General features: G+C 53.7%; 12 protein-coding genes. 3 read left to right on the top strand and 9 right to left on the bottom strand.

Features of this window, described 5'->3' with window-relative positions:
* The first annotated feature begins 8 nt into the window (after nt 1–8).
* The 3 genes from ACTRW9_RS06700 (at nt 9) to ACTRW9_RS06690 (ending at nt 4,202) form a co-directional block, all read left to right on the top strand.
* Complete coding sequence (locus tag ACTRW9_RS06700) at nt 9–2,231, top strand: ATP-binding protein (RefSeq protein ID WP_442428755.1); 2,223 nt, start codon at nt 9–11, stop codon at nt 2,229–2,231.
* Between the two features lie 94 nt (nt 2,232–2,325).
* Nucleotides 2,326–3,753 (top strand): aldehyde dehydrogenase family protein, encoded by a 1,428-nt coding sequence (locus ACTRW9_RS06695; protein ID WP_442428754.1) that lies wholly within the window; start codon nt 2,326–2,328, stop codon nt 3,751–3,753.
* A gap of 26 nt (nt 3,754–3,779) precedes the next feature.
* Nucleotides 3,780–4,202, top strand: a complete 423-nt coding sequence (locus ACTRW9_RS06690; protein ID WP_442425808.1) for an Lcl domain-containing protein — start codon at nt 3,780–3,782, stop codon at nt 4,200–4,202.
* Here the strand turns inward: ACTRW9_RS06690 and ACTRW9_RS06685 are convergent.
* The 9 genes from ACTRW9_RS06685 to ACTRW9_RS06645 form a co-directional block, all read right to left on the bottom strand.
* Nucleotides 4,195–5,829, bottom strand: coding sequence for a hypothetical protein (locus tag ACTRW9_RS06685; protein WP_442428753.1), 1,635 nt, complete (start codon nt 5,827–5,829; stop codon nt 4,195–4,197). The genes ACTRW9_RS06690 and ACTRW9_RS06685 overlap by 8 nt on opposite strands.
* A 54-nt stretch (nt 5,830–5,883) precedes the next feature.
* Nucleotides 5,884–7,920, bottom strand: a complete 2,037-nt coding sequence (locus ACTRW9_RS06680) for a TonB-dependent receptor family protein (protein ID WP_442428752.1) — start codon at nt 7,918–7,920, stop codon at nt 5,884–5,886.
* Between the two features lie 109 nt (nt 7,921–8,029).
* Entirely contained in the window at nt 8,030–8,386 is a 357-nt protein-coding gene (locus tag ACTRW9_RS06675) for a MerR family transcriptional regulator (protein WP_442425811.1), read from the bottom strand.
* Nucleotides 8,367–8,666 carry an integration host factor subunit alpha gene (locus ACTRW9_RS06670; RefSeq protein ID WP_442428993.1) on the bottom strand — a complete coding sequence of 100 codons (300 nt, stop codon included), beginning with the start codon at nt 8,664–8,666 and terminating at the stop codon, nt 8,367–8,369. The genes ACTRW9_RS06675 and ACTRW9_RS06670 overlap by 20 nt, the downstream gene beginning before the upstream one ends.
* A 55-nt stretch (nt 8,667–8,721) precedes the next feature.
* On the bottom strand, nt 8,722–10,812 hold the full coding sequence (gene fusA, locus ACTRW9_RS06665) for an elongation factor G (protein ID WP_442428751.1): 2,091 nt from the start codon (nt 10,810–10,812) through the stop codon (nt 8,722–8,724).
* Between the two features lie 124 nt (nt 10,813–10,936).
* Nucleotides 10,937–13,354: a cyclic nucleotide-binding domain-containing protein gene (locus ACTRW9_RS06660; RefSeq protein ID WP_442428750.1), complete on the bottom strand. Its 2,418-nt coding sequence runs from the start codon at nt 13,352–13,354 to the stop codon at nt 10,937–10,939.
* Between the two features lie 11 nt (nt 13,355–13,365).
* Nucleotides 13,366–14,697 carry a ribosome biogenesis GTPase Der gene (der, locus tag ACTRW9_RS06655; RefSeq protein ID WP_442428749.1) on the bottom strand — a complete coding sequence of 444 codons (1,332 nt, stop codon included), beginning with the start codon at nt 14,695–14,697 and terminating at the stop codon, nt 13,366–13,368.
* A 9-nt stretch (nt 14,698–14,706) separates the two neighbouring features.
* Nucleotides 14,707–16,074 (bottom strand): N-acetylmuramoyl-L-alanine amidase, encoded by a 1,368-nt coding sequence (locus ACTRW9_RS06650; RefSeq protein WP_442425816.1) that lies wholly within the window; start codon nt 16,072–16,074, stop codon nt 14,707–14,709.
* A gap of 152 nt (nt 16,075–16,226) precedes the next feature.
* Complete coding sequence (locus ACTRW9_RS06645) at nt 16,227–16,955, bottom strand: metallophosphoesterase family protein (protein WP_442428748.1); 729 nt, start codon at nt 16,953–16,955, stop codon at nt 16,227–16,229.

Raw genomic sequence — 16,955 nt, 5'->3', positions numbered from 1 at the left:
GCCGCAATTTGGCCCTGATCATCATTGCGCTTGGCCTGCTGTCTTACTTTGAGTTCTCTTACCTGCGCCAGCAAAACGCCACCATTTCGGACAATATCCCAGTCCTTCTTCTTTTCAACGTCATAATCATCCTCCTGGTCCTGTTGGTGACGTTGATTGCGCGCAATCTGACGAAGCTGTACAACGAACGTAAAAGTCTTATGATCGGGGCGAAATTCCAGACAAAACTGATACTCGCCTTTTTAACCCTGGCCCTTGTCCCTTCGGTTCTATTGTTTTTCGTAGCGAGCAAATTGTTCAGCTACAGCATTGGAACCTGGTTCAGTGTCCAGGTGGAACAATCCCTTCAGCAGTCCATGGAAGTCGCGCGGGAATACTATTCCCACGTGGAAAAGACCAACCTGTTTTATGCAAAAAAACTGGAGCAGTTCATCACCAACAACCAACTCTACCTGGAAGACCGACGCGACCAGTTGAGGCGGCTAACGGAAATGAAAGTGGAAGAATATCAACTGGGGGGAATAATCATTTACGACCACGAGGGCCGCGTGGTCGTTTCCTATGCCAGCCGTTCCATGCCGGAGACCTACACAAACAAGGATTACTCAGACCTGATTCAGGAAAGCATGGCAAATGAAACGATTACCGAGCCCCGCTCATTCACCAAGGGCAATTATATGGTGGTGATCACTCCCCTCATTCAGCGTCTGGAGGACAAACCGGCCATCTGGGGTTACATCCTGACCCTTTCGAAAATCCCGCAAAGCACGCTTTTCAAAATCGAAAGCATCCGGAATGCATTCGAAGAGTATAAAAAACAGAGTTTTCTCAAGCTGCCTGTCAGCGCCAATTATTTTGTCACCTTCATTTTAATGACACTGTTGATCCTGTTTTCCGCCATCTGGCTTGGTTTTTACATGGCGCGGGGTATTACGGTTCCCATTCAGGAACTGGCACAGGGAACACGGCGCATTGCCGAGGGCGACCTCAACTTCAAAGTGGACGTCGCCACCAACGACGAAATTGGCATGCTGGTCAATTCGTTCAACAGCATGACAGATGAATTAAAACAGAGCCGTATCAAGATAGACCGGGTGCACAAAAACCTGAGCGACACGAATATAGAACTGGAGCGCCGCCGTTACTACACGGAAACCATTCTGGAAAATATCGGTGCGGGGGTGGTTTCCATTGATAAAACAGGCATCATCACCACCATCAATAAAGGGGCAAAACGTCTGCTTAAAATGGGCGATCGCAAGGTTTATGGGCGAAGTTATAAAGAAGCGTTTGACCCGGTTTTTCGAGATGCCATCCGCAACACCATTAAGCAAATCGATGTGAGCCAGCAGGAATCCTTTGAGAAAAAACTGGAATTGACCGTCGGTGACAGCACCCGCACCTTTTTGGTGAACATCAAATTCATGCGTGACAGTTCGGGAAAATACCTGGGAATCCTTCTTGTGTTTGAAGATGTGACGCAGCTCATCAAGGCGCAAAAAATTTCCGCCTGGCAGGAAGTGGCGCAGGGCATTGCTCATGAGATCAAGAATCCGCTGACACCGATTCAGCTAAACACGCAGCGCCTTCGTAAAAAATATTATGAAGACAAGAAGTCGTTCGCCAAGGTATTTGACGAGAGCATCCGTATCATCACCCAGGAAGTGGAAGGCATGAAGGACCTGCTCAATGAATTTTTGAGGTTTTCCCGAATGCCCACCCCCCGGCCCCGTCCGGCATCCGTCCACCAGATTATCGACGACGTTCACAAACTGTACAAAAACCATACTAAAAAACCACACGTGGCCAAAGAGTTTGATCAGGGAATTTCTCTTCTCAACATCGATCCGGAGCAGATCCGCCGCGTTTTTATTAATCTTTTTGACAACGCGCTGGACGCCATTGATGCAGGCGGCACCCTTCGGATCGCCACGCGCAAGGACAAACGGTCGGGCACCATCCAGATTCACTTTTCAGATAATGGAAAAGGGATAAATCCGTCTGATCGCGACAAGTTGTTTTTGCCCCATTTCACCACCAAAAAACGCGGCACCGGTTTGGGGCTTGCCATCGTCACCCGCATCATAAACGAGCACAACGGGAGCATCCAGGTGGCCGACAACAATCCCAAGGGCACTGCTTTCATAATCGAATTGCCGGACACCTCTGCCCAGGCCACCTCCCCGGGGTCCCGGGAACCCGCCCTGCCCCGCTCGACTCCCCCTGCCTGAGCCCGTTTCCCCAGCCCATTTCCACATCTTTCCAAAACCCGGAAATTTTAATAGAATATAGAATCATAGCCATTGATCATCAGGATGAAAACCCATGACCAAAAAACATGATTTTTTAATAGGTAAAAAATGGACCGGGGCCGTTGAAACGGTTCCCGTGACCAATCCATATACTCAGGAAGTCATTGCCGATGTTTCGCTGGCCACACCCCAGGAAATCGATCGGGCTATCGGGCTTGCGGTTGAAACCTTCCAGACCACACGCAATCTCCCGTCCTACATGCGCAGGGACATCTGCAATCAGGTTGCGGAAGGAATCGAAAAACGCAAAGAAGAATTTTCCCGGACCCTTGCGATGGAGTCCGGAAAACCGCTGATTTACTCCCGCGCCGAAGTAGACCGTTCCATCTCCACTTTTCGTATTGCAGCGGAAGAGGCGACTCGGATTCACGGCGAAGTGCTGAACCTGGATGTCACCGAGGCCGCGAAAGACAAAACCGGGCTCACCCGGCGTTTTCCCCTGGGAGCCATCTCCGGTATATCGCCTTTCAATTTCCCTCTCAACCTGGTGTCGCACAAAGTGGCCCCGGCACTGGCGGTGGGCAATCCCATTGTACTGAAACCAGCGTCGTCCACCCCGCTCACAGCCCTGTTGCTGGGTGAAGTGATTCTCGAAAGCGATGCGCCGGAAGGTGTATTCAGTGTGGTCCCGTGCAAAAGCCGGGACGCCACCGCGCTGGTTGAAGATCCGCGCCTGCAACTCGTGTCCTTCACCGGGAGTCCTCCCATTGGCTGGGACATCAAAAAGCGTGCGGGCAAAAAGCGCGTCATTCTGGAGCTGGGCGGAAACGCAGGGGTTATTGTTGAACCGGATGCCGATCTCGATTTCGCAGCCAGACGGGTCTGCTTCGGCGCCTTCTCGTTTTCAGGACAGGTATGCATTTCGGTTCAACGCACCTACGTCCATGAATCTGTGTTCGACTCCTTTATCGACAAACTGACTGCCGAAACCCACAAACTGAAAAAAGGCGACCCGCTGGACGAATCCACCACTTTCGGCCCCATGATCGATACCGGCAACTCCGAGCGCATCGAATCCTGGGTGAAAGAGGCATTGGATGACGGAGCAAAACTGGTCACCGGTGGCAAACGCGATGGCGCCTTCTTTGATCCGACCATTCTCACCAATGTCAAGCGCGACAAGAAGGTCGTTTGCGAAGAGGCCTTTGGCCCCCTTCTTGTGGTCGAGCCCTACAGGGACTTTCAGGAAGCCCTCGATACCATCAATGATTCGGATTTTGGTTTGCAGGCGGGGGTATTCACCAATCATCTGGAGCACTCCATGCGGGCCTTCAATCAACTCCATGTCGGAGGAGTCGTGCTCAACGACGTGCCCACCTTCCGCGTTGACAACATGCCCTATGGCGGCGTGAAAGATTCGGGTTTCGGGAGGGAAGGCATCAAGTACACCATCGAGGAAATGACGGAAATCAAACTCCTGGTGATGAACAAATACCTTTAATTCCAACTATTGAAAGTAGCAAAAACATGACCGAGCAGGCTCGCTTCGTTGACAATGGAAACGGTACCATCACCGACCACAAACTTCAGCTGATGTGGAAAAAAACCGATTCGTTTCAGGACACGAAAAAGTGGCAGAACTGGTTTCGCGGCCACGAATACATGCAAATCGTGAATCTTGAAAATTTCGGTGGCTTCGATGACTGGAGGTTTCCGTACGAAGACGAGGCCTTCAGCCTGCTGGAATTGAATAAAACAAACAAAGACAAGTACGGCGATGACATTTACCTGGACTCCGTTTTCGAACCCGGGTCCGCGGGAGTCACATGGACGGAAGACGTAAAGGAATCAGCCGCGCTGGTTGTTCAGTACGAGGATGGGGTGAAGGTATGGCCGTCGCAATATGCCAACCTGAACATGGCTGTTCGGCTGTGCAGGAACCTCACCTGACCGGCTCCACATACTTGCCCACAAGGGGTGGATAGACCACATGGGTACTGGGCGGGGTGGGACCGAAATACTCGAACCAGGGTTTTGCCACTACCTGGATGGTATTCACCTCGGATGAAAATACCTTCGGAAACTGTGGATGCTTGCGTTCGGCCCACACTTCAATCCGCGCCATCCGCTCGGTGGGAAACTGAAAGTCCGGACCGCGCAAGGTCGATTTATTCAGGCTGACCCGTACCGAACCGTCGGGATCCGACATGTAACCCGTCTCACCGCTTGCCGCAAGCCGCCATTGGCGTCCCTGGGCGAGTAACAGCCTCCATTTGTATGAGGTCTGAAATCCCCGCGCCTGCGCCACAAAAAGAGTCGGATCCAGAAACTGAATCCAGGCTTCCTTGTCCTCCAGGTAAAAGTAGAGGTTCATCACAGGCGTTTTGGACAGTTGCTCCTGGAATATTTTTTTCTGCATGCCGCCGCAACGTGGAAACTTGAGGATGGTTTCCGTATCGATGCGCTGATCGGCCCACATTTCCTGTCGAAGAAGCAGGGCATCGGGCGATTGAAGGAAACAACTAGCTGCCGCCAGTTTGTGATCGATGTCGCGAGGACGCGGTGTTTCCATCGCTTTTTTCAAAACTTGCATTAATTTTTGATCCGCTTCAGGGTGGATGGTCCGCGCCGCTTCCTGAAGAATATCCAATACCCCCTGCCAGTCTTCCTTACCAACAGCCTGTTTAAAATCCCCTTCAATTAATTCTGCATAGGAACCTGGACGTTCCACAAAATATTCCTTACCAAGAAATACCTTTTCCTTCATGAAACGGTAACGCTCGGGATTGGTGTAACGAAAATACGGGTAATGGATATACCCGGCCACGGAATTGGCAAAATCCTCCATCGCGTTTTCGCGGGAGTGGATGGGATGCTGGAGGTCAGACACCGGCGCGTATCGCATGGTGTCCGGATTGTTCAGCAGAGTATAAATGAAATCGCTTCCCGGTTCGGCATCCAGTGCGGGCATGTTGTGGATGCGGAATCCCGCAAGCGTCAGCCAGTCAGGCTGAAGGCTGGGAAATTCGTGAAAAAGATCGAAGATATGCCCCATTTCATGATGGACAATGTTTTGAAACACTTTCTTGTCCAGATAAAACAGGTCGTTATAAAACTCGATCCGCGGCTGTTCGTCCGCAACCATCACCAGGTGATGTTTGGCGGCCTGACGGTAAATGGTGGTCAAGGGAGGAAACGTGGCGGCAAACACCTCTCCCGGAACCATCGCCTGCTTTCCGGCCTGCAGTTGATTGGCACGGTAAAAACCCTTCAGACCGGGAATCCGGTGAAAAATATCCGGCAGCAGATCAAAGGCTTCATGAAGTTTGCGAATTTCATCCGACGTCCAGCCACGGTCCAGGTCCATCAGCACATACCCAAAGGCGGACTGGAACTTTTCCTTCAGCTCATTGATCTCGCCGCGGTAATCGCCTTTGTATTCGTAGAGGGGTCGTTTGCGGGTTGGTTCGTCCTCCTCCGAACCCAAGTGGCTGGCCCAGACGGGGAGTGTGAGGAGGCAGGAGAACAGAAACGCCGCCAGCAATTTGATTGTCCCGGTGGGAGGAAGGCATCTCATGCACTCAGTTTACCTGAGGCAGGATCGGCAATACAAGCAGATTTGAAATGCCTTTTAAAAGGGGAGAATACGGAGTCGCAGGCCGCCAAACACGTTGATCGGGGGACCGGGTTCGAAAAATCGGCCGAAGGCGGCATTGATGCGGACATTGGCATTGTAGCGGTCGTCGAACAGATTATTGACCCCGGCAAACAGGGAGGCCTCAACACACTCCCACTTTCCTTCCCAGCCCAGTAACAGTTGGCCCAGGCTGTAACCGGCGTTCGAAGCGGTGTTTTCGTTGTCGGCGAAAACCCGTCCGACCCTTTGCACCCGGACCTGACCGAAGGTTCCGGATGGATGAGTATAACTGACCCGCCCTTCCCAGTGGTGGACGGGGACGCCCGGAAAGGTCTTGCCCTCCAGACTGACGTTGTTGGCCACGAACTCCTCAAACTCGAAATCCGAATATGTATAAGCCGCCTCCGCCTGAAGACCGTGCCACATCGGCGTCGCCAACCGCGTCTCCAGGCCCAGGCGCCGTGACTTCCCGGCGTTCCGGAAGAAGGTTCGCCCTGGAAACGCGGGGAGTTCGAATGGTGTGATCTCGTCCCACGAACGGATGTAAAACACCGCCACCTCATACTCCCAGTCCGCGGGCTTGCCGCGCAGACCCACCTCCTGGCTGAGTGAGGTCTGCGACTGGAGATCGGGATTGAAACCACCTGCACCGGACGGATTGTTGATGAGTTCCGTGGTGGTCGGCGCTTCAAACACGGAAGCCACATTGGCGTACACCTGGTGCCGGTCCGCCAAGTGATACACCACACCCACAGTCCCACTCCCCTGCGACAGGGTCTGGGAACCGGACTGGTCGCCGTCGCCTCCAAACGCATCGTCCACACGGTAGTGCAACCAGTCCCAGCGCCCGCCCAATACGATGTCCCATTTCTTCGACATCTTCCATTCATTGCGGAAAAACGGTCCGACGCTCTGCACGCGCTCAACCTGGTCGAAGGTCAGCGCCCCTTGCCGGCCGTTGTTGTTGTCAAAACGCTGGCGGTCATCGTTCTGGATGCCGTAATCAAACCCGGCCAGAAAGCGGTTGGCCCGGTCCGCAACCTTTCGGTCGTTTTGCCATTGCACGGCCAATCCACCCACCCAGCGGTCGAACTGCACACGGCCCCCGGAGGTGAATGGGAGTCGGTTTTCAAAATCGCGGCGAAGCAGATGTGCGGTGACGGTCCATTCGTCCTGCGCTGTGGGCAATTTGCGGTAGCGCACGGCCAGTTGTTCCTGGTCCACCTCCTCTCCGGCGTTGAACAACAAGTTTCGCGGAGCCCCCTGGCGGGGATTGGTCTCGGACTGCTGAAGGGTCAACCCGCCAGGGTCTTCTGTGAGCGGCGAGTAAAACTTGCGGAAAAGCACCATCCAGTCCGAATCCGCCCCTCCATACAGGTTGACCTTTAGCTGGGCAAACAGGTTTTCCACCCGGCTGTGACGGCGCCAGCCGGTCTGGCCCAGCCGCGATGCGAACATCCCGTAATCAAAATCTCCTTCCCGCTTGCCTGCCCACATCTCTGTTTTGGAGTACCCGAATGAACCGAATACCTGGCGCGGGGCCAGTTCCAGTCCGTGCGATTGGGGTTCGCGTGTGGTCATGGAAATCATGCCGCCGGAGGCATTGCCGAACAGGGAAGCCGAAGGTCCCCGAAGAATCTCCATTCTCTGGATGAGGGATGTGTCGATGGAATCCAACTGGGTCTGCCCGTCGGGAAGGGTCTGCGGGATTCCGTCCACACGAACCTGGATTCCGCGAACGCCGAACGGCGACCGTGCACCGAAACCCCGGATGGCGATGCGCAAATCCTGGGCAAAGTTGAATCGGTTCTGGAAGAACACACCGGGAGCGCCCACCCCAAACTCCTCCAAAGTGGCGCCGGGTGAATGATTTTGCCAGGCACCACGATCGATCAGGTGCAGGCTGTTGGGGATGTCGTCGGGGGATTTTTTCGTACGCGTGGCAGTGACTTCAAGCGGTTGGAGAACCACCGTTTCGGAAGATTTCTCCGGTGCCTCCTGCCCCCATCCCAGGGAAGCAAGGCACAGCATCGTGGCAAAAGCAAAGCCGGCTCCCGGAACAATCAGGCTGGAGGCGGGAAGGGAAAAGTTTACGGCCGCGATCCAAAATTCACTGTGGACCCATCCAACCGCGGAATGTTTATTTTTTTTCAAGTATTTCGAGAAGGGATTCCAGCTCTTGCTGAATTCGGTTCTTGAGATCGACGAATGCACTCCGGTCGAACCCGAAGTCGAGTTGGGAAGCCCCCTTACGACGCTGCTTGAGCCGCTGTTTCGCCCCCGCAATGGTGTACTTGTCATGGTAGAGGAGCTGTTTGATTTCGAGGATGCGCTCAATATCTTTTTTCTGGTACAGGCGCTGGCCGGAACGGTTTTTATCCGGTTTCAATTCTTCGAACTCGTCTTCCCAATAGCGCAGAACGTGCTGTTCGACACCGGCGATTTCTGCAACCTCGCCTATCTTGAAAAAAAGTTTATCAGGAAGTTTTAGACTCATCAGATTCACGGTTGGTGGACTGCAACAATTGTTTGCTGGGCTTGAAAGAAAGGACCCGCCGGGGTTGAATGACGATGGGCTCTCCGGTGCTGGGGTTTCTCGCTTTGCGGGCTTTCTTGTCGCGCAGGTTGAAACTGGCAAAACCAACAATGCGGACGTCCTCACCACGGACCAACGCGTTTTTGATTTCTTCGAACACCACCTCGACCGCCTGAGCGGCCTCTTTACGGGTGAAGCCGACCTTGTCATAAACCTTTTCGACCAGGTCGGCCTTGACCACGGTTCCAATTTCGGGCGAGTTGGGCAAAGGGGCCTCGGTATGATTCAGTTGAACATCAATGGGAAGCTTCCGCTTCCGCCCGGGTTTCTTCCACGATCTTGGCGGTCAGGTGTTCCGGTACCACGTCATAATGATCAAACTCCATCACAAACACCCCGCGGCCCCCTGTCAGCGCTCGCAATTCCGGGGCATAGTTGAGGATGGACGCCATCGGCAAGTGTGCGCGAATTGTCTGATCTTCGTCGCTCGCATCCACACCCAGAATTTTTCCGCGTTTGGAATTGAGGTCCCCCATCACATCACCCACGCACTCACTGGGAACATTGACTTCCATGGTCATGATGGGTTCCAACAGGATCGGTTTGCAATCCTTGACGCCTTTTTTGAAACCGATCGACCCGGCAATTTTAAATGCCATTTCCGACGAGTCAACATCATGGTAGGACCCATCGTAGAGGACGACCTTCACATCTACCATGGGATAACTGGCCACCGTACCGTGCTCCATCGCCTCCTGCACTCCCTTTTCCACGGCCGGGATATAAGTTTTCGGGATGGCGCCGCCGACGATTTTGTTTTCGAATTCGAATCCGCGCCCCCGCGGCAAAGGCATGATCTCCAGCCAGCAGTCACCGAACTGGCCCCGGCCGCCGCTTTGTTTCTTGTGTTTGCCCTGCACCTTTGTTTTGCCGCGAATGGTTTCCCGGTAGGGCACTTTGGGAGGTTTCGTGTCCACGTCCACGCTGAAACGGCGCTTGAGGCGCTCAATGACCACATCCAGGTGCTCCTGCCCCAGCCCTGAAACCAGCAGCTGGTGCGTCTGCGGGTCCCGCTCGACACTGAGAGCGGGGTCCTCCTCCACCAGCCGCGCCAGGGCATTGCTGATTTTCTCCTCATCGGCGCGTGTCTTGGGAACCATGGCCCGGGCCAGAACCGGCTTGGGAAACTCAATGGGCTCGAACTTCACACCGGCGTCGGCAACGGTGAGGGTGTCGTTGGTGGTGGTGGATTTCAGCTTGGCCACCACGGCAATGTCCCCCGCGGGCACCTCCGTCACCGGCACCTGCTTCTTGCCCTGCAGGGTCAGGAGCTGGCTCAATTTTTCCGAATTTCCCTGCGTGGCATTGTGCACACTGCTGTCCCCCTTCAGGGTCCCGGAATACACACGGAACAGGGTCAATTTTCCAGCATAGGGGTCGACGATGGTTTTGAACACCAGCGCCGCCAGGGGCCCCCCGGGATCGGGTTTCACTTCCACTTCCTTGTCGTCTTTCAGGGCCAGGGCTTTCATCGGGGGACGCTTGTCCGGCGAAGGCAGGTATTCGAGCATGGCATCCAGCAGGCGGTCGGTCCCGATACCCATCGCCCCCGCTCCCAGGAGTACCGGTACAAGCTGCCCTTTCTGGATTCCCACCTGCAGGCCGGTGTGAAATTCCTCGTCCGACAGCTCCCCCTTTTCCAAATACGTTTCGATGAGATCGTCGTCGGCCTCCGCCACCACCTCGACCAGCTCCGCGCGGCTGGTTTCCACCTCGTCCACCAGTTCCGCGGGCACCTCCGTGGCTTCGCCCACCCCTTTGCCACCTTTTTCGTATTTGTAATATTTGTTTTCAATCAAATCCACCACACCCTCAAAGGAACCTCCCGAGCCGACCGGGACCTGTACGAGCATGGGATTGATCTTGAATTTTTTCTTGGCCCCATCCAGGGCGGCTTTGAGGTTGGCTTTGTCGCTGTCCATTTTGTTGATGAAGATGATTTTCTGGAGGCCCTGCTGGTCCGCCCATTGCCAGGTTTTTTCGGTGTAATACTGCACCCCCGCCTCGGCGGAAAGGACCACCACCACTCCGTCGACCACGCGGATGCAACCCGGTGTGTCGGTGACAAAATTGTTGGAACCCGGGGTGTCCAGCAGGTTCAGTTTGTGTTTCTGGTATTCGCAGAAGGAAAGCGAGGCGCTGATGGAGTGCCCGCGTTTGACTTCGTCGGGATCGAAGTCCATGACCGAGGAATTGTCGCCGACCTTGCCCAGCCTGTCGGAAACGCCGGTGAGATAAAGAATGCTTTCAAGGATGGAAGTCTTTCCTGCCCCTCCATGCCCGATGAATCCAACATTGCGGATGTTTTCAGGACTGTACGGCTTCATAGCTCCCCCCTTATCATCATCTGCTGGAGCACGGGCTTCCACCAGGACTCAGGCGGAACCCAATCCTGCAATGAGCGCGAGTTTGCGGCTATTTTAGAGACTGTCCCTTAAGCTTTCAAGGGTCTTAGCATAGCACAGTTTGAAGTTTTTTCATGCGCTGATAAACCGTGCCAAAGAAGGAGGGATAGGATTTGAAGATTTTACTCAACTGCTGGGATTTGAGGCGCACGGCGGAAACCCGGTCGCTCGCCGCCAAGGCATTGGAAGTTTTAGGCATATCCGTGCCACAAAGGAGTTTTTGAATGGAGCGTTCCTGCGAGGTGATTTCACCCAGGACATCACCGCTGGAAAGAAACACGCCTTCCGATTCTCCGTTTCGATCGGTTGGAATTTCGACCTGCCCGGAAAGGATGACAAACACATCTCCCTTGCGGATGCCCTTTTCAAATATCTTTTCATTCTTGCTCCACTGCACCAGGTCCCCTTCTCCCAGGGAAGCCACCAATCCCGGACGGATGGAACTGTTGAAGAAGTTGCCGAGTTTGTAGAAATCGTCGGTGATCTTCGGCATCTTGACCCGGGAGTAGTATTCCTTTGGTACCTGGACCAGGATCAACCGGGACATGGCCTTCACGGTTGCGCGGCGCCGTGGGTTTTCGGTGGAAATGGCGAGTTCGCCGAAGAACATGCCTTTTTCATAGATGATGGATTTTCGCTTGTTCAGGATGATCTCGGCAAACCCATCCAGGATGATATAAAAGGAATCGCCTACATCCCCCTTGGCAAACACCACGTCGTTCGCCTGGAACTCCAGTACCTGCGAGTGCTGGATGATGTCTTCCAGTTCCTTTTCCGGCGTGTTGCGGAACAGTCCTGCATGCTTGAGGTCCTCCACCTTGGGTTTGACCGGAATCGTCTGCCCCTTGATCAGCACCTCGGTCTGACCCTCGTGTGCGGAGCGCATGTAGGGGTGTTCCGGGGGTTCCCTGTCGTGGTGAACCAATATCACTTTACGCGCGAGCTCCGGATCCAGGTGCAGGAGCGATTCAAAATCGGTGTGGATGGGGCCGCCTCCCACATCATGCATGATGAGGTCCGCATCCCAGATGAATCCAAGAATCTGCTCCCGCCGGTCCGGAGACAGGTGGCCATGCTCGTACCAGGAGTTCACCAGATCCCGATCGTACTTGGTGTCGCCGGAATGCGCGATGGTCCGGGTTTTCCCGTCTTCATCCTTGTGGATCAATTTGAAGCGACCGGTGGGGATCGAGTGAAACGCGTAATCGAACTCGATGAATGTGCGTTTGAAACCGGGAAGCTTGGTCTTTTTGTAAGGCTCGAGTTCGATGAAGTCCACCAAGTTTTCCAGCACTTCGACCGGAAACAGGGTGACCGCCTGAATCTTCCGCAGAAAACTTTCGAAAATAATGCGGCTGCTCAAAACCTTGAGACGCTGTCCGGAAAGGATTTTCTCGATGAATCCCGCATCGTGGTCGGAATGAATGTGCGTCAGGAACATGTAAGGCACATCTTCCCCGGAGATTCCGTGCTGAACGATGGCGCGGTCGTTGTCGCTGAAGGCATCGACCATGATTCCCTTTCCCTCCGACCAGGCAATCATGCAACTGTTGTGGCGCTTATGGGTGAAACCGGAACCCACACCGAGAAACGTCACTCCCATGAAGGGTTTTTCGGCTTTTTCAATTCGGGTCGGAACGGAGTGACGGTCCAGGTTGACGATATCGAACCGGCAACGCAGGATGTTGTTCTGGTACACCTCAAACTCTGAGGGGCGAACCTGGTGGATTTTGAGTTTCTTGCGCTTGTCAACATCTCCCTTCACTTCCACCACACCCGTACTGTCGAAGACATGGAAGTCCGCCACGTTTTCAAGAAACGCCTCGCGGTCTTCTTCCTTGGCCAGAGCGAATAACTCCATTTCAATTTTCAACTGGGCGCAGCGGGCGTAGTGCTGGGCAAACGCCTGCTCCATATTTTTGATTTTCTTGGAGACCAGCCAGCGCTCGTTTTCCAGCAGGGCGCTTATGATGTCGGCCATACGGCCGTGCATGTCCCTATCGGGAACGTGCCTGGCAAGCTGGCTTTCAAAGGTGTTCCACAGTTTTTTATTCCTGGAAAGCTTTTCGATGAAACGGAGGTAATATTCCTTTTCCTCGGCTGAGAAGTGGTGCACCCTCCCAAACCGGTGGAATTCTGCCTTAAGCAAGTTGTAGAAATTAGGACCGAACAGGGTTTCTTCAAAAATCGCCTTGAAGCGGTTCTTCTGGTCCTCGGTGCAGAAAATGGAAACTTTCTGCCTTCCGGGTTTTATGAACAGGTAAGTGTATAGAATGAATTCAAAATCGAACCGGTTGGTCCCATTCACAAATGTGCGTAGCGGAAGAACGTACTTGGAAGGAAGGCTTTCTTCACGCTGGGAGAAATCTTTTACCACCCCCGGCGGGCAGCCGAAGCAGATACGGCCAAAATCATCCGTATCGAGGATACGAAAGTTGTAGCCTTTTTGTACCGTAAAACTCATTCCAAAGCCCCCTATTCATCCTGATGGCGGGAGGAAAATTTCATCCGCACCGGCGTTCCCGAGAAGCCGAAAGCCTTTCTCAGGCTGTTGATCAGGTAACGCTGGTAAGAAAAGTGAATGCCTTCCGGGAAATTGACAAAGCATTCAAACGTCGGTGGGCAACTGCGTACCTGCGTGGCGTAATAAATTTTGAGAAATTTCCCCTTAAACGTGCTCATTGGGTTTTTCTGGATTGCCCTTTGAATACAATCATTGAGACGTCCCGTAGGAATTTTTCGGGAGAACTCATCAAAGACCGTCCGCACCTGCCCAAAAAAGTTAGGAATTCCGAATCCGCTTTTAGCCGACACTTTTATCATAGGAGCAAAATCGAGAAATTTCAATTTCAATCTAACGCGGGTTTCAATCTCGTCCTTTTCAAGCCCCTTCTCTATCACCAGGTCCCACTTGTTTACAGCCAGTAAAAGGGCCTTTCCACGCTCGAAAGCGTAACCTGCAATGGTCGCATCCTGTTCCGAAACCCCCTCCGCGCCGTCGATCACCAGCACGGCAACATCGCAACGTTCGAGTGCTTTCAATGCCATTATAACACTAAACTTTTCAACTACTTTTCTGGTTCTTCCCTTGCGTCGAATGCCCGCCGTATCCATTAAAACAAAAGAGTTTCCCTCGTACTCAAGAGGAAGATCCACCGTGTCGCGCGTGGTGCCGGGTATTTCGGATACGATGCAGCGGTCGGAGTTCAAAAGTCTATTGATAATAGAAGACTTTCCGGCGTTGGGTTTGCCCACGATGGCCACCCGGATGGCACCCGTTTCAGAAGATTCGATATCCGGCTCTTCCGCCGGAAGGGCCATTTTTTCGGTGACCCTATCCATTAAATCGGAAATACCTATATCATGCTCGGATGAAATCGGAATGGTGAATCTTACCCCCATCTCGTAAAAATCGGTGATTCTATCCTCATGGACGGGATCGTCGATTTTATTGACCGCAAGAAACAATGGTTTTCCCGATCGTCGGAGAAGTTCCACCACTTCCTGATCCTGCGGTAAAACCCCCTGCTGTCCGTCCACCACAAAGATGATGACGTCGGCTTCCCGAATCGCCAACTCTCCCTGTTCCCGAACTTGCAACTCGATGGAGCTGTCCCCGGCCAGATCGATCCCGCCGGTATCGATCACCATAAACGATTTTCCATTCCACTCTGCCTGACCGTACATGCGGTCACGGGTGACTCCCGGCATATTGTACACAATTGCGGACCTACTACGGGTAATGCGGTTGAAGAGGGTGGATTTGCCGACGTTGGCACGACCGACGATGGCGACGTGGGGAAGCATGGCCGCCTCTTAAATGGAAGGGGCTTTTTCTTTTAGAAACTCGTAGATGCCATGAGCGATGGCTTCTGCCAGTGCCTTCTGATAGGCTTTCGATCCGAGCCTTTTTTCTTCACGCTGGTTGGTGACAAACCCCACCTCGACCAGAATACTGGGCATGTTGGTGTCGTGAAGGACGAAAAAGGGACCTTCCTTCACACCGAGATCATGCACATCACGGTAGTGTTTAACCATGTTTCCGTGAAGAATTTTTTGCACCTTGGAAGCCAGCCTGGAGGAATCGTTGATCTTGGTGGTGCTGATGAGGCTGGCGAGGATCTGCTGGACTTCGTCGTCGGCAACGGAATAAATCAGGTTGCCGTTTTCACGGGCGGCGGTTTCTCGCGCCTGCTCGGTGGAGCCGCTCCCCAGGTAATAGGTTTCGATCCCCTGGGCGGCCTTGTGCGGTGCGGCGTTGGCGTGGATCGAAACAAACAGGTCGGCGTTTTTCTGGTTGGCAATCTTGCCACGGTCTGCAAGCTCTATAAAACGATCGTCATCCCGGGTCAGCACCACGCGAAACTTGTAACGTTTAGTCAGGATCGCCGCAACCTCTTTCGAAATGTTGAGGTTGACCTCTTTTTCCCTCAAGCCGTGATGGCCGATGGCGCCGTGATCCTTACCCCCATGTCCGGCATCGACCACCACCAGGGGCACATGCTTGTTTTTTTCCGTCTCGACCGTTTCGAGCGCCGGGGCCAGGTTTTCCGGTTTTTCGGGGGTGAGTGAGTCCTTGTTGCTGATTTCGACCGGGTCAGTGGGAGTGGTTTCCGTTGTCGGGGCCTTGGTGAGCAAACGCACCAGCCGCTTTAATTCCTTGCGCGAAGCCTCCACCCTGTCGCCTTCCGGGTACTTTTTCAGGAGACTTTGCAGACGTTCCCGGGCACCCTGGTAATCCTTCCGGTACATATCGAGACCGGCCAGATGAAACAGGCTGTCGTCATTCAAATGTCCTTCAGGATACTCCTTGAGCAACAGGGAGTAGTACCGACCCGCCTCCCTGAGATCGGATTCGGAATCCAGTTTTTTACCCAGCTTTTGATACAGGCGACCGACTGTGAACGCGGCCTTGTAAGCCAGTTCGGTCTGCGGGTATGTGACCAGCACCTTTTCAAACAGGCGAATGACAGAAACCCATTCGTCCCGGTTGGGAACACGCTGGGTGTCTTCCAAAAGCTGGTAATAGGCTTTCTTGGCGTTGTCGTAAAGACTGTTGGCCGGTGAGGCGGCACTGGGTTTGGACAGTGCAGGGCCGGGTAACCACCCGACCATGAGGCACACCACCACCGCAATCTGGAGAACTTTTCCAAGTCTCCCCATCACAAAGGTTTGCCTTGCCATGGCCTGTATTCCCACTCGCAGAGGGGTTGATGAGGGCACCAGGTGCCGGAAAGATCCAACCGCTGAAGGGTGTCATTTAACCCCTTCAATTTATTGGCGTTTTGACTATACCACCATCGGGAAAACGGGTCAAGGCTATAACTTGCGGATTATCAGACACCTGCGGCCAGGCGGTCGGCAAGGAAAGTGGGAAGGCCTTCTTCGTGAATTTTTTCCTGAGTGGACTCCACCTCGTAGTCAAAACGGTGGAACTCGACGCTTTTGGTTTCGGTATCGTACGACACAAAAGACGCCTGCGGATTGCCATCCCGAGGTTGACCCAGACTGCCCACATTGATGATATAGCGGCTGTCGGGTTCCAGTTCATACACATCGGAAAGTCCGGCCTCGATATTGCCATCCGGCTCCTGTTTCAGAATCAGCGGCCGATGGGTGTGCCCGACAAAACAAAGCTGGGTGTCGAACGCGGGAAAGTTTTCCACTCCGTCGTGGGGGTTGGTGATGTAGTGCCACTCCTCCGGTTCGTAGGGGGAAGAATGAGCCCAGGTGATGCGGTATTTTTTCTCGATCGCCGGAAGCGATTGCAGGTACTTGAAGTTGTCCATGGTCAGCGCTTCGCGGGTCCATTCACAGGCCTTGAGCGCATGGGGGTTGAAGTAGCTGGTATCCGTCTTTTCGACCACGGCGTAATCATGGTTGCCGGCAAGGGCCAGGTCCGCGTTCTCGCGCACCCAGTCCACGATTTCGTTCGGATTGGCGTTGTAGCCCACCAGGTCACCCAAACAGACTACTTTGTCATGCGGGATTTTTTTACGAATGCGGGTGAAGGCGCTGAGCGATTCGAGGTTGCTGTGCAGATCGGACAGTATCAGAAATTTCAT

Origin of the sequence: Nitrospina sp. 32_T5, from assembly GCF_052156635.1 — a bacterium.
Taxonomy (GTDB): Bacteria; Nitrospinota; Nitrospinia; order Nitrospinales; family Nitrospinaceae; genus Nitrospina.
The sequence above is the reverse complement of the archived record's forward strand: the minus strand, read 5'-3'. Positions and strand labels throughout refer to the sequence as shown.